We start from the raw sequence: 21,641 nt of genomic DNA on the forward strand, positions 1-21,641 counted from the left end.
TATTTAAGTTGGCTGATATGCAGGATAATCAAACGCAACCCGACACCACCTTTACGCTCAACCATCTCTCCTTTCGCGTACCCGGGCGCACCTTGCTGCATCCGCTCTCTTTGACGTTTCCCGCAGGTAAAGTCACTGGCCTGATTGGTCACAACGGTTCCGGTAAGTCCACGCTGCTCAAGATGCTGGGACGACATCAGCCGCCGTCAGAAGGCGACATCCTGCTGGATGACCAACCGCTGGAGAGCTGGAGCAGTAAAGCCTTTGCCCGCAAAGTGGCGTATCTGCCGCAGCAGCTGCCGCAGGCGGAGGGGATGACGGTGCGAGAGCTGGTGGCGATTGGGCGTTATCCGTGGCATGGCGCGCTTGGACGCTTTGGCGTGGCCGACAGAGAGAAAGTGGAAGAGGCGATTGCGCTGGTCGGGCTTAAGCCGCTGGCGCACCGTCTGGTGGATAGCCTGTCCGGCGGTGAACGGCAGCGCGCGTGGATTGCAATGCTGGTGGCCCAGGACAGCCGCTGCCTGCTCCTCGACGAACCCACCTCCGCACTTGATATCGCCCATCAGGTCGATGTTCTGGCGCTGGTGCACCGCTTGAGCCAGCAGCGCGGTCTGACGGTGATTGCGGTGCTGCATGATATCAACATGGCGGCACGCTACTGCGATTACCTTGTTGCGCTGCGCGGCGGCGAAATGATTGCGCAGGGAACGCCGTCCGAGCTGATGCGCAGCGAAACGCTGGAACAGATTTATGGTATTCCGATGGGTATTCTGCCTCACCCGGCCGGGGCTGCACCGGTGAGCTTCGTGTACTGATGCTGGACAACATGCGCATTAGCCGCCGTCGCCTGCTGACGGCGATGGCCCTCTCACCGCTGCTGTTAAAAATGAATACGGCGCGTGCCGCCGCCGTCGATCCGCACCGCATAGTGGCGCTGGAGTGGTTGCCGGTCGAGCTGATGATGGCGCTCGGCGTTACGCCCTACGGCGTCGCGGACATTCCCAACTATAACCTCTGGGTGAACGAGCCGAAGCTGCCGGACTCGGTGATCGACGTTGGCCTGCGTACGGAGCCAAACCTCGAGCTGCTCACCCAGATGAAACCCTCGTTCCTGTTCTGGTCCGCGGGCTACGGTCCGTCAGAAGAGGTGATGGCGCGCATTGCGCCCGGGCGCGGATTCGCTTTCAGCGACGGTAAAAAACCGCTGGCCGTAGCGAAAAATTCGATTGGCGAGATGGCGCATTTCCTTAACCGGGAAGCGGAGGCCAAACGGCATCTCGACGAATTTGATGCCCTGATCGACTCCCTGAAGCCGCGTTTTGCTCACCGGGGCGATCGTCCGCTGCTGATGGTGACGCTGCTGGATGCCCGCCATATGCTGGTCTTTGGTAAAAACTGCCTGTTCCAGGAGGTGCTGGACAGCTTCGGCATTCGCAACGCCTGGGAAGGGGAGATGACGTTCTGGGGCAGTACCGCTGTGGGTATCGATCGCCTCGCGGCGTTTCGCGATGTGGATGTGCTGTGCTTCGATCACGGCAACGAGCGCGACATGCAAACCCTGATGGCGACCCCGCTCTGGCAGGCGATGCCGTTTGTGCGCGAGCGGCGCTTCCAGCGCGCTCCGGCGGTCTGGTTCTACGGCGCGACGCTGTCGGCGATGCATTTTGCCCGCGTGCTGGATAACGCCCTGGGAGGTAAAGCATGAATACGCGTATTGCCCGTTTCCCGGCGCTTCTGCTGATGCTGATTTTTCTTGCCGCGCTGGCGTTAACCGGGTTCAACCTCTCTGCCGCGTTACCGCGCGTGCAATGGGGAGCCGCGCTGGCCTCGCCGGATATCGACAATATTCAGCAGATGCTGTTCCACTACAGCCTGCTGCCGCGTCTGGCAATCTCCCTTATAGTCGGTGCCGGCTTAGGGCTGGTGGGCGTGCTGTTCCAGCAGGTGTTACGTAACCCGCTGGCGGAGCCAACCACGCTCGGCGTCGCGACCGGCGCACAGCTTGGGATCACTATCACCACGCTGTGGGCGCTGCCGGGAGCGTTAACCTCGCAGTTTGCGGCACTCGCGGGGGCGTGCGTAGTGGGCGCACTGGTCTTTGGCGTGGCCTGGGGCAAACGCCTTTCCCCTGTGACGCTCATTCTGGCCGGGCTGGTGGTGAGCCTCTACTGTGGCGCCATTAACCAGCTGCTGGTGCTTTTCCACCACGATCGGCTGCAAAGCATGTTCCTGTGGAGTACCGGTACGCTCACCCAAACCGACTGGAGCGTTGTGCTGCGCCTGTGGCCGCAGCTGGCTGGCGGTGTCGTGCTGACGCTGCTGCTCCTGCGTCCCCTGACGCTGATGGGACTGGATGATGGCGTGGCGCGTAACCTGGGGCTGGCGCTGTCGCTGGCTCGCCTGGCGGCGCTGACGCTGGCGATTGTATTGAGCGCCCTGCTGGTGAATGCGGTTGGCATCATCGGGTTTATCGGCCTGTTTGCGCCGCTGCTGGCGAAAATGCTTGGGGCGCGTCGTTTGCTGGCGCGTCTGCTGCTGGCCTCGCTGATTGGGGCGCTGATCCTCTGGCTTTCCGATCAGCTTATTCTCTGGCTGGCGCGGGTGTGGCGGGAAGTCTCTACCGGCTCGGTCACGGCGCTTATCGGTGCGCCGCTGCTGCTTTGGCTGCTGCCGCGTCTGCGCAGCATGAGCGCACCGGCGATGGATGCGGGCGATAAAGTCCATGCTGAACGTCAGTCGGTACTGTGGTTTAGCCTTGCCGGGCTGGCGGTGCTGGTTATTGCCTCGTTCGCGGCGCTCTCATTCGGTCGCGATGCCGCGGGCTGGCACTGGGCAACGGGCGATTTACTCAACGATCTGCTGCAGTGGCGCTGGCCGCGTATCTTTGCTGCGCTGATCGCAGGGGTAATGCTGGCGGTGGCGGGGTGCATTATTCAGCGTCTGACCGGCAACCCGATGGCGAGCCCGGAAGTGCTTGGGATCAGCTCTGGCGCCGCCTTTGGCGTGGTGCTGATGCTGTTCTTTGTGCCGGGCAATGCGTTTGGCTGGCTGATGCCTGCCGGCAGTCTCGGGGCGGCGGTTACGCTGCTGATTATCCTGATTGCCGCTGGTCGAGGCGGGTTTTCACCGCACCGCATGCTGCTGGCGGGGATGGCGCTCAGCACCGCGTTCACCATGCTGCTGATGATGCTGCAGGCAAGCGGCGACCCGCGTATGGCGAAGATCCTGACCTGGATATCCGGCTCAACGTACGGCGCGACCGGCAGCCAGGCGATCGGGTCCGGGCTCGTGATGGTCGTGCTGCTGGCGATGGTGCCGCTGTGCCGACGCTGGCTCACTATTCTGCCGCTCGGCGGGGAAACCGCACGTGCGGTGGGCATGGCGCTGACGCCAGCGCGTGTAGCTCTGCTGCTGCTCGCCGCGTGCCTGACGGCGACGGCCACCATGACGATTGGCCCGCTGAGTTTTGTGGGGTTAATGGCGCCGCATATCGCCAGAATGATGGGGTTCCGCCGGACGATGCCGCATATTGTCATGTCGGCCCTCACGGGCGGGGTGATGCTGGTGTTTGCAGACTGGTGCGGAAGAATGGTGCTGTTCCCGTATCAGATCCCGGCGGGGCTGCTGTCGACCTTTATTGGTGCGCCGTATTTTATCTATCTGTTGAGAAAGCAGAGTCGGTAGTCAGATGCGGCCTTATTCCCTCTCCCACGGGGAGAGGGAGAATACCGTAGGCCGGGTAAGCGTTAGCGCCACCCGGCAATGCCCTTACAGTTTCGCAAACACCTTACGCGCCGCGTCGATGGTGTTGTTGATATCTTCTTCGCTGTGCGCCACGGACATAAAGCCCGCCTCGAATGCGGACGGTGCCAGGTAGACGCCTTCTTCCAGCATCAGGTGGAAGAAGCGCTTGAAGCGTTCAACGTCGCACTTCACCACGTCCTGATAGCGGGTCACGGTTTTCGCCTCGGTGAAGAAAATCCCGAACATCCCGCCTACGTGGTTAACCACCAGCGGAATGCCGGCCTCTTCTGCCGCTTCCAGCAGGCCGTTTGCCAGCTGCGTGGTCCGGTCGGTCAGGGTTTCGTGAATACCTGGCTGAGCCACTTCGGTCAGGCAGGCAAAGCCCGCCGCCATGGCGATAGGGTTACCGGAGAGCGTGCCCGCCTGGTAAACCGGGCCGGTTGGTGCCAGCGCTTCCATGACGTCCTTACGACCACCGAACGCGCCGACCGGCATGCCGCCGCCGATGATTTTACCCAGGCAGGTGAGGTCCGGCTCCACGCCGTAATAAGACTGGGCGCCCGCCAGCGCCACGCGGAAGCCGGTCATCACTTCGTCGATGATCAGCAGCGCGCCGAACTCATCGCACAGGGCGCGCAGGCCCGGCAGGAAGTCAGGCTGCGGTGGGATACAGTTCATGTTGCCCGCAACTGGCTCAACGATGATGCAGGCGATCTCCTGCGGATACTGCTCGAACGCTGCGCGAACGGTGTTCAGATCGTTATAGGTGCAGGTCAGGGTATGCTTCGCGAAATCCGCAGGTACGCCAGGCGAGTTTGGCTGGCCGAGCGTCAGCGCGCCGGAACCCGCTTTCACCAGCAGGCAGTCCGCGTGGCCGTGGTAGCAGCCTTCGAACTTGATGATTTTATCGCGGCCGGTAAAACCGCGCGCCAGGCGGATGGCGCTCATGGTGGCTTCGGTACCGGAGTTCACCATGCGCACCATGTCCATGGTCGGGACCAGCTCGGTGACCAGTTCCGCCATCTTCACTTCCATTTCGGTAGGCGCACCGAAGCTCAGGCCGCGCTGGGCGGCTTCAATTACCGCGTTACGAATGGCCGGATGGTTGTGCCCCAGCACCATCGGGCCCCAGGAGCCGACGTAATCGATATAGGCTTTGCCATCGACATCATACAGATACGCGCCGTCAGCACGTTCGATAAACAGCGGCGTGCCGCCCACGCCGGTAAAGGCGCGCACAGGTGAGTTCACGCCACCCGGAATAAGCTCGCGGGCTGCACTGTAGAGGTTTTCAGACTTGCTCATGGCGTCGTTCCTGGTTCGTATAAAATGATTAAGCCCACTATTCTAAGTGATTCGGGGAAGGTTATGAAATTTTTAGCCTGGTAATGCTTTAAGATTTGTTAAGTAATTTTCAGGAGACGGTGGGGCTGTCTCTGGTAAAATCCACGCGGCTTTTTGTATGACGAATAAGTGCAGGACATGAAATCAGATTCTCCGTCTTTTGAAGAACAACAGTTTACGCGCGCCCAGCATCGAATCAGTATTCGACGGCTGCTCAATCGCGATAAAACGCCGCTGGCGATCCTGCTGGCCGCTGCCGTGGTGGGAACACTCGCCGGTCTGGTGGGCGTGGCGTTTGAAAAAGCGGTTAATGCCGTGCTCAACTGGCGAGTGGGAACCGTGGCCGGTTTCGCCGACAGCCGATGGCTGGTCTGGGTTGCGGCGTTCGGGCTGTCGGCGCTGTTTGCCATGGTGGGGTATTTTCTGGTGCGTAAATTTGCGCCGGAGGCGGGCGGGTCCGGCATCCCGGAAATTGAAGGGGCGCTGGAGGAGCTGCGTCCTGTGCGCTGGTGGCGAGTCATTCCGGTGAAATTTATCGGCGGCATGGGTACGCTGGGCGCGGGGATGGTTCTTGGCCGGGAAGGACCCACGGTTCAGCTGGGCGGGAACGTCGGCCGCATGGTGGGCGATCTCTTTCGGATGCGCAGCGCCGAAGCGCGCCATACGCTGCTGGCTACCGGTGCGGCGGCGGGGCTATCGGCGGCCTTTAACGCGCCGCTGGCGGGCATTTTGTTTATCATCGAAGAGATGCGCGCGCAGTTTCGCTACAACCTGATCTCCATTAAAGCGGTGTTTACCGGCGTCATTATGTCGAGCATCGTGTTTCGCCTCTTTAATGGCGAAGGGGCGGTCATTGAGGTGGGTAAACTGACCAACGCGCCGGTTAACACCCTGTGGCTTTACCTGATCCTCGGCATGATTTTTGGCGTGGTGGGACCGCTGTTTAACACCTTTATCCTGCGCGCTCAGGATATGTTCCAGCGTATTCACGGTGGGAATACGACTAAATGGGTGCTGATGGGCGGCCTGCTTGGCGGAATCTGTGGTGTGCTCGGGTTTATCGAGCCAAATGCCGCGGGCGGCGGCTTCGGGCTGATCCCCATTGCGGCGGCGGGGAACTTCAGCGTGGGTCTGCTGCTGTTTATGTTTATCTCCCGCGTCATCACGACGGTGCTGTGCTTCTCCTCCGGCGCGCCCGGCGGGATATTCGCCCCGATGCTGGCGCTGGGAACCTTGTTGGGCACCGCGTTTGGTATGGCGGCTCAAGCGGGCTTTCCCGCCTATCACCTTGATGCAGGGACCTTTGCGGTAGCCGGAATGGGGGCGCTGCTGGCCGCCTCCCTGCGCGCGCCGTTGACCGGGATCGTGCTGGTGCTGGAGATGACGGACAATTACCAGCTCATTTTGCCAATGATCATTACCTGTCTCGGGGCGACACTATTAGCCCAGTTCCTGGGTGGAAAACCGCTATACTCCACCATCCTCGCGCGTACCCTGGCAAAACAAGAGGCGGAGCGGGCCGCCGCGCAGAATACTTGAATGAATTACCAGGGTATTAGATAATGACGAAAAGAATTGGGTGAATTTTACCCAATAGCAGTATTCATGGGAGCATAAGATGAGTGATGACGTAGCTGTGCCGCTGGAATTTACCGAAGCAGCAGCCAACAAAGTGAAAACCCTGATTGCCGACGAAGACAATCCGGATCTGAAACTGCGTGTCTATATTACCGGTGGCGGCTGCAGCGGCTTCCAGTACGGTTTTACTTTTGACGATCAGGTTAACGATGGCGATATGACCATTGAGAAACAGGGCGTCGCGCTGGTGGTTGACCCGATGAGCCTGCAGTATCTGGTAGGTGGTTCGGTCGACTACACCGAAGGTCTGGAAGGTTCACGCTTTGTGGTGACCAACCCGAATGCAACAAGCACCTGCGGGTGTGGGTCTTCGTTCAGCATTTAAGCCTGAATGCGGATTGTAGGCCCGGTAAGCGAAGCGCCACCGGGCTTATAAACGACGCCTATCTTGAAGTTTCATCCAGCGCAAACGTCGGCAGCTTCAGGTGCCAGCGTATCGCCGCTAAACGTATCGCCAGCGTCACGATCATCCCCAGCATCGCGGCGTTTTCCAGCGGAATGGCAAAGGTGTAATACGCGGTCGCGTGGACAATGCCGCCCGCAATACAGGCCGTTGCGTAAATTTCAGTACGCAGGATCATCGGCACCTCACGTGCCAGAATGTCGCGAATGATCCCGCCGCCCACGCCGGTTAACACGCCCATGCAGATCGCCACCATCGGACCGGTGCCCGCATTAAACGCCTTATTGACGCCAATACCGACAAACACGGCCAGACCGACGGCATCCAGTACCGGCAATATCCATTTTGGTAATCGGCGGGGCTGGCGAACCAGCACAATGGTTAACAGACAGGTGACCATCGCGACCACCAGGTCGGTCGGATCTTTCACCCAAAACACCGGGCCATTGGCCAGCGCCATATCGCGGATTGTCCCGCCGCCCACGGCGGTCACCACGCCCAGCACCAGCACGCCAAACGGATCCATGCGAAGTTTTCCGGCGAGCAGGACGCCGGAGATAGCAAAAACGGCTGTGCCAAGAATATCCAGCCAATAAACGAGCATCGTTAAATCCTCGAAAAGGGTCTTATGTTAGTGACTCTCTGCCAGCGCGGCACAGAGCTGTTTTGCGGCGAGGATAATACGCGGGCTGGCGCGTTCAAACCAGTCGCTGTTGAGGGGTATTACCGGTATTTTTAGCTGCTTTTGCCAGAATTGCTCGATTTTGGGAATTTCGCTCGCATTTCCGACCACCACGATGGCTTGTGGCTGGCGCGCCAGAACCTGCTCACGGCTTACCTGAGGCCACGGTACCCGGCTGGCTGCAAAGATGTTTTCACCGCCACAGACTTCCAGTACCTGATTCTGAATCGACCCTTTACCGGTGGTGAACAGCGGCTGGCTGCCAAACTGCAGGAAGATGCGCTTTTTAACAGGGGTATCGTATCGGGATTTCAGCGCGGCATAGTCGCTGAGCATCTGTTTCGCTGCAGCCTCGGCTTTTTTGGGCGTAGGGCTATAGGGTGCCAGGGCCTGTAGCGCCTGAGCGACCTGCTCAATGCTGACGGCATCAATCCACATGATCTTGATGCCAAGGGAGGTAAGCTGGTTAACCTGCCGCTCGGCGTTGCCGCCGCGCCAGGCCAGCACGAGATCCGGTTTCAGCGCCACGATGCGCTCAAGGTTCATCCCTTGCCAGGTTGCCACCTGTTCAATGCCCGCAGCCTGTGGGGGATAATCCGAAAAGCTGCTCACGCCAACGGGCGTGATCCCGGCGGCAAACGCCAGTTCGGTATTGGCGGGAGAGAGGGTAATCACACGCGGCGCGGCAAAAAGCCACGCCGGTGCGAGCAGAAGCAGGGCGGCCAGCGCCCTGAAGGGATGTTTAGCCACGTGCCAGGTTCTGCACCAGGCGTTCCACCATCACGGTGGACTGTTTTGCTGCAACGGTCAGGAACTCGTCGAAGCTGATGTGGGACTGCTGATCTGCCACGTCAGAGATGGCGCGAACCACTACAAACGGTACGTTGAAATTATGGCAAACGTGCGCGATCGCGGTCGCTTCCATCTCAACGGCCACCGCCTGAGGGAAGTTATGACGGATTTTCGCCAGGCCAACGGAGCCATTGATGAACGCATCACCGCTGACAATCAGACCGCGTACCGCGTTGAGGTTGAGCTCCGCAATGCAGGTCTCTGCCGCCGCAATCAGTTTGTCGTCCGCTTTAAACCCTGCCGGGCAGCCCGGAAGCTGGCCGTACTCGTAGCCGAACGCGGTGACGTCCGCATCGTGATAGCGCGCTTCGTCGGAAACAACGATGTCACCTACTTTCAGCGTCGGCGCCAGGCCGCCCGCAGAGCCGGTATTCACGATCACGTCCGGCTTGCAGCGCTCAAGCAGCAGGGTGGCACCCAGCGCCGCAGCGACTTTACCGATGCCTGATTTCAGCAGAGCCACGTCAACACCGTTTAGCTGACCGGTATAGATCTCACAACCTCCCAGAGAGAGGGTCTGACGGTTCTCAATTTTGTCACGCAGAAGCGTAACTTCTTCTTCCATTGCACCAATAATGCCGATTTTCATAGATTTACTCGCGATGTGCCTTGTTAAGATGCATAGTCTATCATGCGGTTAAGGGGAAACGCATTCTCACGCGGGGGAGCACATGTCACCAATCGATTTTCGCACCAAAATTAACTGGCACCGACGTTTCCGTTCGCCGCAGGGCTACAAGAGCGAACATGAGATCCTGCGTATCTTCGAAAGCGATCGCGGGCGGATCATTAACTCGCCCGCTATCCGCCGTCTGCAGCAAAAGACCCAGGTCTTTCCGCTGGAGCGTAACGCCGCGGTGCGCACGCGCTTAACCCACTCCATGGAGGTGCAGCAGGTCGGGCGCTACATCGCCAAAGAGATTTTAAGCCGTCTCAAAGAGCAGCGCTTACTGGAAACCTATGGTCTGGACGAACTGACGGGGCCTTTTGAGAGCATCGTTGAGATGGCCTGCCTGATGCATGACATCGGCAACCCGCCTTTCGGTCACTTTGGAGAGGCGGCTATCAATGACTGGTTTAAGCAACGGCTTTACCCTTCGGATGCGGTAAGCCAGCCGCTGAGCGACGACCGCTGCATCGTACGCGATTTACGCCTGCGTGAAGGTGAAGAGGGGCTGAACGATCTGCGCCGCAAGGTGCGCCAGGACCTCTGTCACTTTGAGGGTAACGCGCAGGGGATCCGGCTGGTGCATTCCCTGATGCGTATGAACCTGACCTGGGCGCAGGTCGGCTGCATTCTTAAATATACGCGCCCCGCGTGGTGGATGGGGGAGACGCCCGCGTCCCACAGTTATTTAATGAAAAAACCGGGCTATTACCTTTCCGAAGAGGCTTATATTGAACGGTTACGTAAAGAACTTTCATTGACGCCAAACGGCCGTTTTCCATTGACCTGGATTATGGAAGCCGCCGATGATATTTCCTATTGCGTGGCCGATCTGGAAGACGCCGTTGAGAAAAGAATTTTCAGCGTCGAGGAGCTTTATCAGCATCTTTATACGGCCTGGGGCACCCATGAAAAAGGCTCGCTGTTTGCGCAGGTTGTCGAAAATGCCTGGGAAAAATCACGCTCAAATACATTAAGCCGCAGTACGGAAGACCAGTTCTTTATGTATTTGCGGGTCAATACATTAAATAAGCTGGTGCCGTACGCGGCGTCACGCTTTATTGATAATTTGCCGCTGATTTTCAGCGGGGAATTCAACCACGCCCTGCTGGAAGATGACAGCAGTTTCAGCCAGCTCCTCGAGCTTTATAAACATGTGGCGATGCGGCATGTATTCAGCCATCCGGATGTCGAACAGTTAGAGCTGCAGGGATATAGAGTGATCAGTGGGTTACTGGAAATTTATGCTCCGCTGCTCCAGCTGTCGGTCGACGAATTCAGCGAGCTGGTAGAACACGAGCGCGTGCGCCGTATTCCCATTGAATCACGACTTTATCAAAAACTTTCTACCCGACACCGTCTGGCGTATGTCGAAGCGATTGGCAAGCTGGATCGCCAGTCACCGCAGTGGCCGGTGATGGAATATTATTACCGCTGCCGTCTTATCCAGGACTATATCAGCGGCATGACGGATTTGTATGCCTGGGATGAATACCGCAAGCTGATGGCGGTGGAATAATTCCGGAGTTTTGTAAAGACGGCCAATAAATTTTTACCTTTTCCATAAACTTATCGCCGGAACTAAGCGGTATAAAACGAATCTGAGTTACACAGCAATTTTGCGTTACCTGTAAATCGAGATTGAGAAACATGAAAAAAACCACATTAGCAATGAGTGCACTGGCTCTGAGTTTAGGTTTAGCGCTGTCTCCTCTGACTGCTACTGCAGCCGAGACCGCGTCGTCGGCAGCAACCGCGCAGCAGATGCCAAGCCTGGCACCGATGCTCGAAAAAGTGATGCCATCGGTGGTGAGTATTAACGTTGAGGGTAGCACGACCGTCAATACGCCGCGCATGCCGCGTAACTTCCAGCAGTTCTTCGGCGACAACTCGCCGTTCTGCCAGGACGGTTCGCCATTCCAGAGCTCTCCGTTCTGTCAGGGCGGTGGCGCAGGGGATGACAGCCAGGGCGGCGGCCAGCAACAGAAATTCATGGCGCTTGGCTCGGGGGTAATCATTGATGCAGCGAAAGGCTATGTCGTCACCAACAACCACGTTGTTGATAACGCGAGCAGCATTAAGGTTCAGCTGAGCGATGGCCGTAAGTTTGACGCCAAAGTGGTCGGCAAAGATCCGCGCTCCGACATCGCGCTGATCCAGATTCAGGATCCGAAAAACCTGACGGCGATTAAAATTGCCGACTCCGACGCGCTGCGCGTGGGTGACTATACCGTGGCGATCGGTAACCCGTTCGGTCTGGGTGAAACCGTGACCTCGGGTATCGTCTCTGCACTGGGCCGCAGCGGCCTCAATGCCGAAAACTATGAAAACTTCATCCAGACGGATGCAGCGATCAACCGCGGTAACTCCGGCGGTGCGCTGGTCAACCTGAACGGCGAGCTGATCGGTATCAACACCGCGATCCTGGCACCGGACGGCGGCAACATCGGGATCGGCTTTGCTATCCCAAGTAACATGGTGAAAAACCTGACCGCGCAGATGGTGCAGTATGGCCAGGTGAAACGCGGTGAGCTGGGTATCCTGGGTACGGAACTGAACTCCGAACTGGCTAAGGCAATGAAAGTTGACGCCCAGCGCGGGGCATTCGTCAGCCAGGTGATGCCGAACTCCTCTGCGGCGAAAGCGGGTATTAAAGCGGGGGATGTGATCACCTCCCTGAACGGTAAACCGATCAGCAGCTTTGCTGCCCTGCGTGCGGAAGTGGGTTCCATGCCGATTGGCAGTAAAGTCACCCTCGGCCTGCTGCGCGACGGCAAGGCGGTTAACGTCAGCCTGGAGCTGCAGCAGAGCAGCCAGAATCAGGTGGACTCCAGCACCATCTTCAGCGGGATTGAAGGTGCCGAGATGAGCAACAAAGGCGCAGATAAAGGCGTAGTGGTGAATAACGTGAAGGCGAATTCACCGGCAGCCCGTATCGGCCTGAAAAAAGGCGATGTGATCATGGGCGCTAACCAGCAGCCGGTGAAAAACATCGCTGAACTGCGTAAGATCCTCGACAGCAAACCTTCCGTGCTGGCGCTGAATATCCAGCGTGGTGACACCTCTATTTACCTGCTGATGCAGTAATCCTCTGAAGCCCCTGTTCGCAGGGGCTTTTCTCGTTTCTGTGACCTTTCACACAAGTCCACACTTCTTCCTCTCTCTTTGTGCATCTGCACAATGCGGGCGTCGCTGAACTTCCCTATGCTTGAGCTCTGCTCACGGGAGGGTTCTATGGCTGGCTGGCATCTTGATACCAAAATGGCGCAGGATATTGTGGCGCGCACCATGCGCATCATTGATACCAATATCAACGTAATGGATGCCCGCGGGCGCATTATTGGCAGTGGCGATCGCGAGCGTATTGGGGAATTGCACGAAGGCGCGCTGCTGGTGCTCTCCCAGGGGCGCGTGGTCGATATCGACGATGCGGTAGCGAAACACCTGCACGGCGTCCGTCAGGGCATCAATTTACCGCTGCGCCTTGAAGGCGAGATTGTGGGGGTCATCGGCCTCACCGGCGAGCCCGAGTCACTGCGAAAATACGGTGAGCTGGTCTGCATGACGGCGGAGATGATGCTCGAGCAGTCGCGCCTGATGCACCTGCTGGCTCAGGACAGCCGCCTGCGCGAAGAGCTGGTGATGAACCTTATTCAGGCAGAGGAGCATACGCCTGCGCTGAGCGAGTGGGCGCAGCGTCTGGGGATCGATCTAAACCAGCCGCGCGTCGTGGCGGTCATTGAGGTCGACAGCGGCCAGCTGGGCGTAGACAGCGCGATGGCCGAGCTGCAGCAGCTGCAAAATGCACTGGCGACGCCGGAGCGCGATAACCTGGTGGCGATCGTCTCTCTGACGGAGATGGTGGTGCTCAAACCGGCGCTCAATGCGTTTGGCCGCTGGGATGCGGACGATCATCGCCGTCGCGTGGAGCAGTTAATTTCCCGTATGAAAGAGAATGGTCAGCTGCGTTTTCGCGTTGCGCTGGGCAACTACTTTACCGGGCCGGGCAGTATCGCCCGCTCGTGGCGGACTGCACGCACCACCATGATGGTGGGCAAGCAGCGAATGCCGGAAAGCCGCAGCTATTTCTATCAGGACCTGATGCTGCCGGTGCTGCTCGACAGCCTGCGCGGTGGCTGGCAGGCCAATGAGCTGGCGCGGCCACTGGCGCGCCTGAAAGCCATGGACAATAACGGCCTGCTGCGCCGGACCCTGCAGGCGTGGTTCCGTCATAACGTGCAGCCGCTGGCGACGTCAAAAGCGCTGTTTATTCACCGCAATACCCTGGAGTATCGGTTAAACCGAATTTCAGAGCTGACGGGGTTAGATCTGGGAAATTTCGATGACAGGCTGCTGCTGTATGTGGCGCTGCAGTTGGATGAACAGAGATGATGCTGTTTGCCTGGGGGCGGCTTCGCCTTACCCGGCCTACATGCGTTCGTAGGCCCGGTAAGCGAAGCGCCACCGGGCAATAAAACGGCTTATTTGTTGCGGGTTAACTTCTCAAGATCCGCTTCAATCTCGCTGATCTTATTGGTAACAACGCTTTCAAGGTGACGCAGATCGTCAAGGATCTTGCGCTTGAGATCGACTTCGGTGCGGTCGCGCTGGCAGATCTGATCGAGTTCATCGATCACATAGCGCAGGTTAGGGCTGATTTCCTGTACTTCTTTGTATCCCTGTCCTACACCGTCAGCAACAACGGTCTTACGCTGGCGTGGGTATTTAAACTTCACGCTTTTGGCGAAAAACTCTCCTTTGTCCTTGTGAAAATAGATTTTCAAAATATCGTTATTGGCTTCCTGGCGGAGGCTGTAACGATCAATTTCATCAGGATTGGTAATGCCCAGACTTTTCAGATTATCGTACATAGCGGTACCCTTGATCTCAACATAACCTTTGAATAATTAACGAAAAAATCTATTTTCGCCACCCTCAGATATAAAAAAAGCGGGGTTGCCCCCGCTTTTTGTTATACCCGATTAATCGATGGTGCGCAGCAATTCGTTGATGCCCACTTTACCGCGCGTTTTCGCATCCACTTTCTTCACGATAACCGCACAGTACAGGCTGTATTTGCCATCTTTGGACGGCAGGTTGCCGGAAACCACCACGGAGCCCGCCGGAACGCGACCGTAATGCACTTCACCGGTTTCACGATCGTAAATACGGGTGCTCTGGCCGATGTAAACGCCCATGGAGATCACGGAACCTTCTTCCACGATCACGCCTTCCACCACTTCTGAACGCGCGCCGATGAAGCAGTTATCTTCGATGATGGTTGGGTTAGCCTGCAGTGGTTCCAGAACACCGCCGATGCCCACGCCGCCGGACAGGTGAACGTTTTTACCGATCTGTGCGCAGGAACCAACCGTTGCCCACGTATCCACCATGGTGCCTTCATCAACGTAGGCACCGATGTTCACGTAGGATGGCATCAGCACGGTGTTGCGTGCGATGAAGGCACCCTGACGCACCGCCGCAGGCGGCACCACGCGGAAACCTTCTTTCTGGAAACGCGCTTCGTCGTAATCAGCGAACTTCATTGGCACTTTATCGAAGTAGCGGCTTTCTGCTCCGTCGATAACCTGGTTATCGTTGATGCGGAAAGAGAGCAGCACGGCTTTCTTCAGCCATTGATGAGTGACCCACTGACCGTCGATTTTTTCTGCCACGCGCAGTGCGCCGGAATCCAGCAGGGAAATCACCTGGTTTACCGCTTCACGGGTCACGGTATCCACATTTGCCGGGGTAATCTCGGCACGACGCTCAAAAGCGGACTCAATAACGTTCTGTAACTGCTGCATTGTTTACTCTTTCCATTTCACTAAAAAACATATCACCCTTTATCGTTTGGATTGAGGGCTGCTGTCAACCGTTGTTGCACTTCAAGCTGCAGGTCATTATTAAGGGCACGCCGGTCGGCGGTGGCGATTATAAATAAATCTTCTACTCGCTCGCCAATCGTTGTAATTCGGGCCCCATGAAGGGAAATTCCCAGATCGGCAAAAACCTGGCCGACGCGGGCGAGCAGCCCTGGCTGGTCGAGCGCGATCAGCTCCAGGAACGATTTACGATCGGTGTGGGTCGGCAGGAAATTGACCTCGGTATCCACGGTAAAGTGGCGCAATTTTGCCGGCTGGCGACGCGGCTGCGGGGGCTGCCAGCTGCGCTGGGTAATCGCCTGCTCCAGACCAAAACGTATCCCTTCATGCCTGTCCGACGACAGCGGGCTGCCGTCCGGCTCCAGCACGATAAAGGTGTCCATGGCCATGCCGTCGCGGGTGGTGAAAATCTGCGCGTCATGCACGCTCAGGTTACGTCTGTCCAGCTCGGCACAGACGGCAGCAAACAGATAAGGCCGGTCCGGGCTCCAGATGAAAATCTCCGTTCCGCCGCGCGTGGCCTGCGGGCTTAGCAGGATCATCGGCTGGGACAGATCGTGCTTGAGCAGATGCCGCGCGTGCCACGCCAGCTGGTTTGGGCTGTGGCGGACAAAATAGTTGGCGCGGCAGCGGGCCCAAATCTGATGTAGCGCCTCTTCATCAATGTTATCCATCCGCAGCAGCGCCAGCGCCTGAAGCTGGTGGTGACGCACGCGCTCGCGCATGTCCGGCGTGTTCTGCATCCCGCGACGCAGCTGTTTTTCGGTGGCAAAGTACAGCTCGCGCAGCAGGCTCTGCTTCCAGCTGTTCCACAGGGTTTCGTTGGTGGCGCAAATATCCGCCACCGTCAGGCAGACCAGATAGCGCAGGCGGTTTTCCGTCTGAACTTCTTCCGCGAACTGCTTAATGACTTCCGGGTCCTGAATGTCCCGACGCTGCGCGGTGACCGACATCAGCAGGTGATGGCGCACCAGCCAGGCCACCAGCTGCGTTTCACGTGAGTTCAGGCCGTGCAGTTCGGCAAATTTCAGCACGTCCTGGGCGCCCAGCACCGAGTGGTCGCCGCCGCGGCCCTTGGCGATGTCGTGGAACAGGGCGGCAATCAGGATCAGTTCCGGATGGGTCAGGCGCGGCCACAGCTCCACGCACAGCGGGTGGCGGGAGCGCGTCTCTTCTTTGGCAAAGCTTTCCAGCTTGAGCATCACGCGGATGGTGTGTTCATCCACCGTGTAGGCGTGAAACAGGTCGAACTGCATCTGCCCAACGATGTGCGACCACTGCGGCATATAGGCCCACAGCACGCTGTGGCGGTGCATCGGCAGCAGCCCGCGGCTGACGGCACCCGGATGGCGGAGCATGCTCAGGAACAGCGAGCGCGCTTCCGGGATGTAACACAAAGGCTGCGTCAGATGACGGCGCGCGTGGCGCAGATGGCGCAGGGTGGTGGAATAGATCCCGGTGATGGTGCTGTTGCGCACCATGGTGTAGAACATCCGCAGGATCGCTTCTGGCTCGCGGATAAACAGCGTTTCGTCGCGCAGATCGATAAGCGTACCGCGCAGCTGGAATTCATCGTCAATCGGGCGCGGCTTTTCGTCCGCCGTCAGGGCCAGAATGGCCTCGTCGAACAGCTGCAACAGCATCTGGTTCAGCTCGGTAACCCGGCGGGTGACGCGGAAGAAATCCTTCATCATCTGCTCAACCGGCTCGTTACCTTCGCCCTGATAGTTCAGCCGCTGCGCTACGCTGAGCTGGCGGTCAAACAGCAGGCGGTTATCGTAGCGGGTGACCTCCAGATGCAGGGCAAAGCGGATGCGCCACAGCAGGTGCAGGCACTCGTTGAGCTCGTTACGCTCGGCCTCGGTTAAAAAGCCGAAGCCGACCATCTCGTCCAGCGAGGTGGCGCCGAAATGGCGACGGGCGACCCACTGTAACGTGTGGATGTCACGCAGGCCGCCGGGGCTGCTTTTAATGTCCGGCTCAAGGTTATAGCTGGTGCCGTGGTAGCGCTGGTGGCGCTGGTTTTGCTCCTCGACCTTCGCGGCGAAGAACTTTTCTGACGGCCAGAAGCCGTCGCTGAAGATGTGTTTTTGCAGCTCCAGGAACAGCGCGACGTCGCCAATCAGCAGACGGGTTTCAATCAGGTTGGTGGCAACGGTCAGGTCCGATAGCCCTTCCAGCAGACACTCTTCCAGGGTGCGAACGCTGTGGCCGACTTCCAGCTTCACGTCCCAGAGCAGGGTCAGAAGCTCGCCGATTTTTTGCGCCTGTTCGTCCGGCAGCTTTTTGCGGCTCAGGATCAGGAGATCGATATCGGAAAGCGGATGCAGCTCACCGCGGCCATAGCCCCCGACGGCAACCAGTGCGATGTCGCTAACCTGCCCGAAACCGTAGTCGATCCATAGACGCTGCAGGAGCTGGTCGATAAACTCGGTGCGCGCCTCAATGAGCTGCTCGGCAGATACGCCTGCATCGAACGCGCTACCCAGCCAGCGATGGAAAACATCCATATGGGCTTTAATATGCGCGCAGGTCAGCTCGTGCGGCGGCCAGACGCCCGGGTTATCGGGCTGGTCGGGGAGGGTGGGAAGGGCTGTGTTAGCATACTGTTCGGGTAAAAGATTACTCATCGTGCGCCACCCATAAGAAAAAGCTATCGCCATTAAAAAAGCCGGCATTTGCCGGCTTCTTATCACTCAATGTTCGTCAGTATCGCCGGGATGGTGTCATCCTTGCGCAACGTCATAATTTCGCAGCCGTTGTCTGTTACCACAATAGTATGCTCGTACTGGGCAGACAAGCTTCTGTCTTTGGTTTTCACCGTCCAGCCGTCTTTCATGGTGCGGATACGGTAGTCACCGGCGTTGACCATTGGCTCGATGGTGAAGGTCATGCCCTTTTGCAGCACAACGCCGCCGTCGTCTGCATCGTAGTGCAGAACCTGCGGCTCTTCATGGAAGACGCGGCCAATACCGTGACCGCAGTATTCGCGCACCACGGAGAACCCTTCCGCTTCCACAAATTTCTGAATTGCGGCGCCGATAGTACGCAGGCGAATACCCGGCTTCACCATTTTCAGCGCCAGGTAGAGGCTGTCCTGGGTGACTTTGCACAGGCGCTCGCCCAGGATGGTCGGCTTGCCAACGATGAACATTTTTGAGGTGTCACCGTGGTACTCGTCTTTAATGACGGTCACGTCGATGTTGACGATATCGCCGTCTTTCAGCAGTTTTTCATCGTCAGGAATGCCGTGGCACACCACTTCATTAATAGAGATGCAGACGGATTTTGGGAAACCGTGGTAGCCGAGGCAGGCGGAAACCGCGTGCTGCTCGTTCACTATATAGTCGTTACAGATGCGGTCCAGTTCACCCGTGCTGACGCCCGGCTTAACGAACGGCTCGATCATTTCCAGCACTTCCGCGGCCAGACGACCGGCGACGCGCATCTTTTCAATTTCTTCAGGTGTCTTAATAGAGATAGCCATGTAATCTGTCCATCGGTGTCGATTTTTTCGACAATACTAGTCTAAGTGTCGTCAATGGTATCAGTCAGGCACGCTCCGTGCCAAATTGAGAATCATTAACAGCACACTCCGCCAACAACTGTTGGTTTCTGGTCGTGTTTTGTGGTATAAAGCGCGCCGGACTTCCGATCCATCTCAGATACACAGGCTGGACGGGAGCGACAAATCTCACTTTGTGTAACAACACACACGTATCGGCACATATTCCGGGGTGCCCTTCGGGGTCGGTAATATGGGATACGTGGAGGCATAACCCCAACTTTCAATATAGAGGTTTTAAACATGGCAACTGTTTCCATGCGCGACATGCTCAAGGCTGGTGTTCACTTTGGTCACCAGACCCGTTACTGGAACCCGAAAATAAAGCCTTTCATCTTCGGCGCACGTAACAAAGTTCACATCATCAACCTTGAGAAAACTGTACCAATGTTCAACGAAGCCCTGGCTGAGCTGAACAAGATCTCTTCCCGTAAAGGTAAGATTCTGTTCGTTGGTACTAAGCGCGCTGCAAGCGAAGCTGTGAAAGATGCTGCTAACAGCTGCGACCAGTTCTTCGTGAACCATCGCTGGTTGGGCGGCATGCTGACCAACTGGAAAACTGTTCGTCAGTCCATCAAGCGCCTGAAAGATCTGGAAACCCAGTCTCAGGACGGTACTTTCGACAAGCTGACTAAGAAAGAAGCGCTGATGCGCACTCGTGAACTGGACAAGCTGGAAAACAGCCTGGGCGGTATCAAAGATATGGGCGGCCTGCCAGACGCGCTGTTCGTAATCGATGCAGACCACGAGCACATCGCTATCAAAGAAGCTAACAACCTGGGTATCCCGGTATTCGCTATCGTTGATACCAACTCCGATCCGGACGGTGTTGACTTCGTTATCCCGGGTAACGACGACGCAATCCGTGCTGTTAGCCTGTACCTGAGCGCTGTAGCTGCTACCGTTCGTGAAGGCCGTTCCCAGGATCTGGCTTCTCAGGCGGAAGAAAGCTTCGTAGAAGCTGAATAATAAGGTTTTACCCCTTATTAGTACCGTGTATGAATAGGGGCCCATTACCGGCCCCTTTTTTCAATTTACACTGTTTGGCCCCCGGCCGGGCAGTTCACATCTCCCGAGGATTTAAGAATGGCTGAAATTACCGCATCCCTGGTAAAAGAGCTGCGCGAGCGTACTGGCGCAGGCATGATGGATTGCAAAAAAGCGCTGACTGAAGCGAACGGCGACATCGAGCTGGCAATCGAAAACATGCGTAAATCCGGTGCGATCAAAGCAGCTAAAAAAGCAGGCAACGTTGCTGCTGACGGCGTGATCATCACTAAGATCGACGGCACCTACGGCATCATTCTGGAAGTTAACTGCCAGACTGACTTCGTTGCTAAAGATGGTGGTTTCCAGGCATTTGCTAACAAAGTTCTGGACGCAGCGGTTGCTGGCAAAATCACTGACGTTGAAGTTCTGAAAGCACAGTTCGAAGAAGAGCGTGTTGCGCTGGTTGCTAAAATCGGCGAGAACATCAACATCCGTCGCGTTGCTTCTCTGGAAGGCGACGTTCTGGGTTCTTACCAGCACGGTGCTCGTATCGGTGTTCTGGTTGCGGCTAAAGGCGCTGACGAAGAGCTGGTTAAACAGCTGGCAATGCACATCGCTGCAAGCAAGCCAGAATTCGTTAAGCCAGAAGACGTGTCTGCTGAAGTGGTAGAGAAAGAGTACCAGGTTCAGCTGGACATCGCGATGCAGTCTGGTAAACCAAAAGAAATCGCAGAGAAAATGGTTGAAGGCCGCATGAAGAAATTCACCGGCGAAGTTTCTCTGACTGGCCAGCCATTCGTAATGGACCCAAGCAAATCTGTTGCTCAGCTGCTGAAAGAGCACAACGCTGACGTAACTGGCTTCATCCGCTTCGAAGTGGGCGAAGGCATCGAGAAAGTTGAGACTGACTTCGCAGCAGAAGTTGCTGCAATGTCCAAGCAGTCTTAATGATTGAAAAGGAGCCGCCTGAGGGCGGCTTCTTTTTGTCACCCGTCACAGGAAATCAGACAGGCTCCAGTATCGCTGTACTGATTTGCGGCATATCATGTCGCCAGAATTAACCCCCATCTTAATCGTTGACAGTCTCAGGAAAGAAACATGGCTACCAATGCAAAACCCGTGTACAAACGCATTCTGCTTAAGCTGAGTGGCGAAGCGCTGCAGGGATCGGAAGGCTTCGGTATTGACGCAAGCATCCTTGATCGCATGGCACAGGAAATCAAAGAACTGGTCGAACTGGGCATCCAGGTTGGCGTGGTCATTGGCGGTGGCAACCTTTTCCGTGGTGCTGGTCTGGCGAAAGCGGGGATGAACCGCGTTGTGGGCGACCACATGGGTATGTTGGCAACCGTGATGAATGGCCTGGCGATGCGTGATGCGCTCCATCGCGCCTATGTGAACGCCCGCCTGATGTCCGCGATCCCCCTGAATGGCGTATGCGATAATTACAGCTGGGCAGAAGCTATCAGCCTGCTGCGCAACAACCGCGTGGTGATCCTCTCCGCCGGTACGGGTAACCCGTTCTTTACGACCGATTCCGCTGCCTGCCTGCGCGGTATCGAGATCGAAGCTGATGTGGTACTGAAAGCGACCAAAGTCGATGGCGTGTTTACTGCCGACCCGGCAAAAGATCCTTCTGCCACCATGTACGATCAGCTGAGCTACAGCGAAGTGCTGGATAAAGAGCTGAAAGTGATGGATCTTGCCGCCTTCACGCTGGCTCGCGACCACAAATTGCCAATTCGTGTCTTCAACATGAACAAACCTGGCGCACTGCGTCGCGTGGTCATGGGCGAAAAAGAAGGCACTTTGATCACGGAATAATTTCCGTTGACGATAAATACAGGTAAGATTCCGCTTTATTTTGTAGT

Annotated in this window: 19 protein-coding genes; 11 read left to right on the forward strand and 8 right to left on the reverse strand. The window is 57.1% G+C overall.

Annotated elements, in window-relative coordinates; translation table 11 throughout:
* The first annotated feature begins 17 nt into the window (after positions 1 to 17).
* Genes fhuC through fhuB form a run of 3 tightly spaced genes read left to right on the forward strand, consistent with a single transcriptional unit; the run spans position 18 to position 3,684 of the window.
* Entirely contained in the window at positions 18 to 815 is a 798-nt protein-coding gene (gene fhuC / locus ACOTXT_RS01285; protein ID WP_008501928.1) for a Fe3+-hydroxamate ABC transporter ATP-binding protein FhuC, read from the forward strand.
* Positions 815 to 1,705 (forward strand): Fe(3+)-hydroxamate ABC transporter substrate-binding protein FhuD, encoded by an 891-nt coding sequence (gene fhuD, locus ACOTXT_RS01290; RefSeq protein ID WP_023293241.1) that lies wholly within the window; start codon positions 815 to 817, stop codon positions 1,703 to 1,705. The genes fhuC and fhuD overlap by 1 nt, the downstream gene beginning before the upstream one ends.
* Positions 1,702 to 3,684 carry a Fe(3+)-hydroxamate ABC transporter permease FhuB gene (fhuB, locus tag ACOTXT_RS01295; RefSeq protein ID WP_055321609.1) on the forward strand — a complete coding sequence of 661 codons (1,983 nt, stop codon included), beginning with the start codon at positions 1,702 to 1,704 and terminating at the stop codon, positions 3,682 to 3,684. The genes fhuD and fhuB overlap by 4 nt, the downstream gene beginning before the upstream one ends.
* 84 nt (positions 3,685 to 3,768) lie before the next feature.
* Here fhuB and hemL read toward each other — a convergent pair whose 3' ends face one another.
* Positions 3,769 to 5,049 carry a glutamate-1-semialdehyde 2,1-aminomutase gene (gene hemL, locus ACOTXT_RS01300; protein ID WP_008501925.1) on the reverse strand — a complete coding sequence of 427 codons (1,281 nt, stop codon included), beginning with the start codon at positions 5,047 to 5,049 and terminating at the stop codon, positions 3,769 to 3,771.
* Positions 5,050 to 5,226: 177 nt separating this feature from the next.
* On the opposite strand from hemL, the gene clcA reads away from it, so the two are divergent.
* Together clcA and erpA are read left to right on the forward strand one after the other, a co-directional pair.
* Entirely contained in the window at positions 5,227 to 6,627 is a 1,401-nt protein-coding gene (clcA, locus tag ACOTXT_RS01305) for a H(+)/Cl(-) exchange transporter ClcA (RefSeq protein ID WP_008501924.1), read from the forward strand.
* A gap of 79 nt (positions 6,628 to 6,706) precedes the next feature.
* Entirely contained in the window at positions 6,707 to 7,051 is a 345-nt protein-coding gene (gene erpA / locus ACOTXT_RS01310; RefSeq protein WP_008501923.1) for an iron-sulfur cluster insertion protein ErpA, read from the forward strand.
* Positions 7,052 to 7,109: 58 nt separating this feature from the next.
* On the opposite strand, the gene ACOTXT_RS01315 is transcribed toward erpA, so the two are convergent.
* Genes ACOTXT_RS01315 through mtnN form a run of 3 tightly spaced genes read right to left on the reverse strand, consistent with a single transcriptional unit; the run spans position 7,110 to position 9,252 of the window.
* Positions 7,110 to 7,733, reverse strand: a complete 624-nt coding sequence (locus ACOTXT_RS01315) for a TRIC cation channel family protein (protein ID WP_008501922.1) — start codon at positions 7,731 to 7,733, stop codon at positions 7,110 to 7,112.
* A gap of 27 nt (positions 7,734 to 7,760) precedes the next feature.
* The gene (gene btuF, locus ACOTXT_RS01320; protein WP_044597132.1) at positions 7,761 to 8,561 is read right to left on the reverse strand and encodes a vitamin B12 ABC transporter substrate-binding protein BtuF; all 801 of its coding nucleotides are present in this window, start codon (positions 8,559 to 8,561) and stop codon (positions 7,761 to 7,763) included.
* Positions 8,554 to 9,252 (reverse strand): 5'-methylthioadenosine/S-adenosylhomocysteine nucleosidase, encoded by a 699-nt coding sequence (mtnN, locus tag ACOTXT_RS01325; RefSeq protein WP_008501920.1) that lies wholly within the window; start codon positions 9,250 to 9,252, stop codon positions 8,554 to 8,556. The genes btuF and mtnN overlap by 8 nt, the downstream gene beginning before the upstream one ends.
* 82 nt (positions 9,253 to 9,334) lie before the next feature.
* Here mtnN and dgt point away from each other — a divergent pair, with 82 nt between their 5' ends.
* From dgt to cdaR, 3 genes are all read left to right on the forward strand, one after another.
* Positions 9,335 to 10,849, forward strand: coding sequence for a dGTPase (gene dgt / locus ACOTXT_RS01330; protein ID WP_055321608.1), 1,515 nt, complete (start codon positions 9,335 to 9,337; stop codon positions 10,847 to 10,849).
* 131 nt (positions 10,850 to 10,980) lie between these two features.
* Positions 10,981 to 12,417: a serine endoprotease DegP gene (gene degP, locus ACOTXT_RS01335; RefSeq protein ID WP_008501918.1), complete on the forward strand. Its 1,437-nt coding sequence runs from the start codon at positions 10,981 to 10,983 to the stop codon at positions 12,415 to 12,417.
* 147 nt (positions 12,418 to 12,564) lie between these two features.
* Complete coding sequence (cdaR, locus tag ACOTXT_RS01340; protein WP_008501917.1) at positions 12,565 to 13,722, forward strand: DNA-binding transcriptional regulator CdaR; 1,158 nt, start codon at positions 12,565 to 12,567, stop codon at positions 13,720 to 13,722.
* An 89-nt stretch (positions 13,723 to 13,811) separates the two neighbouring features.
* Here cdaR and ACOTXT_RS01345 read toward each other — a convergent pair whose 3' ends face one another.
* From ACOTXT_RS01345 to map, 4 genes are all read right to left on the reverse strand, one after another.
* Positions 13,812 to 14,201, reverse strand: coding sequence for a DUF3461 family protein (locus ACOTXT_RS01345; protein ID WP_008501916.1), 390 nt, complete (start codon positions 14,199 to 14,201; stop codon positions 13,812 to 13,814).
* Between the two features lie 111 nt (positions 14,202 to 14,312).
* The gene (dapD, locus tag ACOTXT_RS01350; RefSeq protein WP_008501915.1) at positions 14,313 to 15,137 is read right to left on the reverse strand and encodes a 2,3,4,5-tetrahydropyridine-2,6-dicarboxylate N-succinyltransferase; all 825 of its coding nucleotides are present in this window, start codon (positions 15,135 to 15,137) and stop codon (positions 14,313 to 14,315) included.
* 32 nt (positions 15,138 to 15,169) lie between these two features.
* Positions 15,170 to 17,845: a bifunctional uridylyltransferase/uridylyl-removing protein GlnD gene (gene glnD / locus ACOTXT_RS01355; RefSeq protein WP_023293234.1), complete on the reverse strand. Its 2,676-nt coding sequence runs from the start codon at positions 17,843 to 17,845 to the stop codon at positions 15,170 to 15,172.
* Positions 17,846 to 17,907: 62 nt separating this feature from the next.
* Complete coding sequence (map, locus tag ACOTXT_RS01360; RefSeq protein ID WP_008501913.1) at positions 17,908 to 18,702, reverse strand: type I methionyl aminopeptidase; 795 nt, start codon at positions 18,700 to 18,702, stop codon at positions 17,908 to 17,910.
* Between the two features lie 321 nt (positions 18,703 to 19,023).
* On the opposite strand from map, the gene rpsB reads away from it, so the two are divergent.
* The 3 genes from rpsB to pyrH all read left to right on the forward strand — a co-directional run bounded on the left by rpsB (position 19,024) and on the right by pyrH (position 21,594).
* The gene (gene rpsB / locus ACOTXT_RS01365) at positions 19,024 to 19,749 is read left to right on the forward strand and encodes a 30S ribosomal protein S2 (protein ID WP_421625277.1); all 726 of its coding nucleotides are present in this window, start codon (positions 19,024 to 19,026) and stop codon (positions 19,747 to 19,749) included.
* A 117-nt stretch (positions 19,750 to 19,866) separates the two neighbouring features.
* Positions 19,867 to 20,718 (forward strand): translation elongation factor Ts, encoded by an 852-nt coding sequence (tsf, locus tag ACOTXT_RS01370; RefSeq protein WP_014830708.1) that lies wholly within the window; start codon positions 19,867 to 19,869, stop codon positions 20,716 to 20,718.
* Between the two features lie 150 nt (positions 20,719 to 20,868).
* Complete coding sequence (gene pyrH, locus ACOTXT_RS01375; RefSeq protein ID WP_008501910.1) at positions 20,869 to 21,594, forward strand: UMP kinase; 726 nt, start codon at positions 20,869 to 20,871, stop codon at positions 21,592 to 21,594.
* Positions 21,595 to 21,641 lie beyond the last annotated feature (47 nt).

It is taken from the genome of Enterobacter cloacae complex sp. IR5422, assembly GCF_049238165.1.
GTDB lineage: Bacteria > Pseudomonadota > Gammaproteobacteria > Enterobacterales > Enterobacteriaceae > Enterobacter > Enterobacter roggenkampii.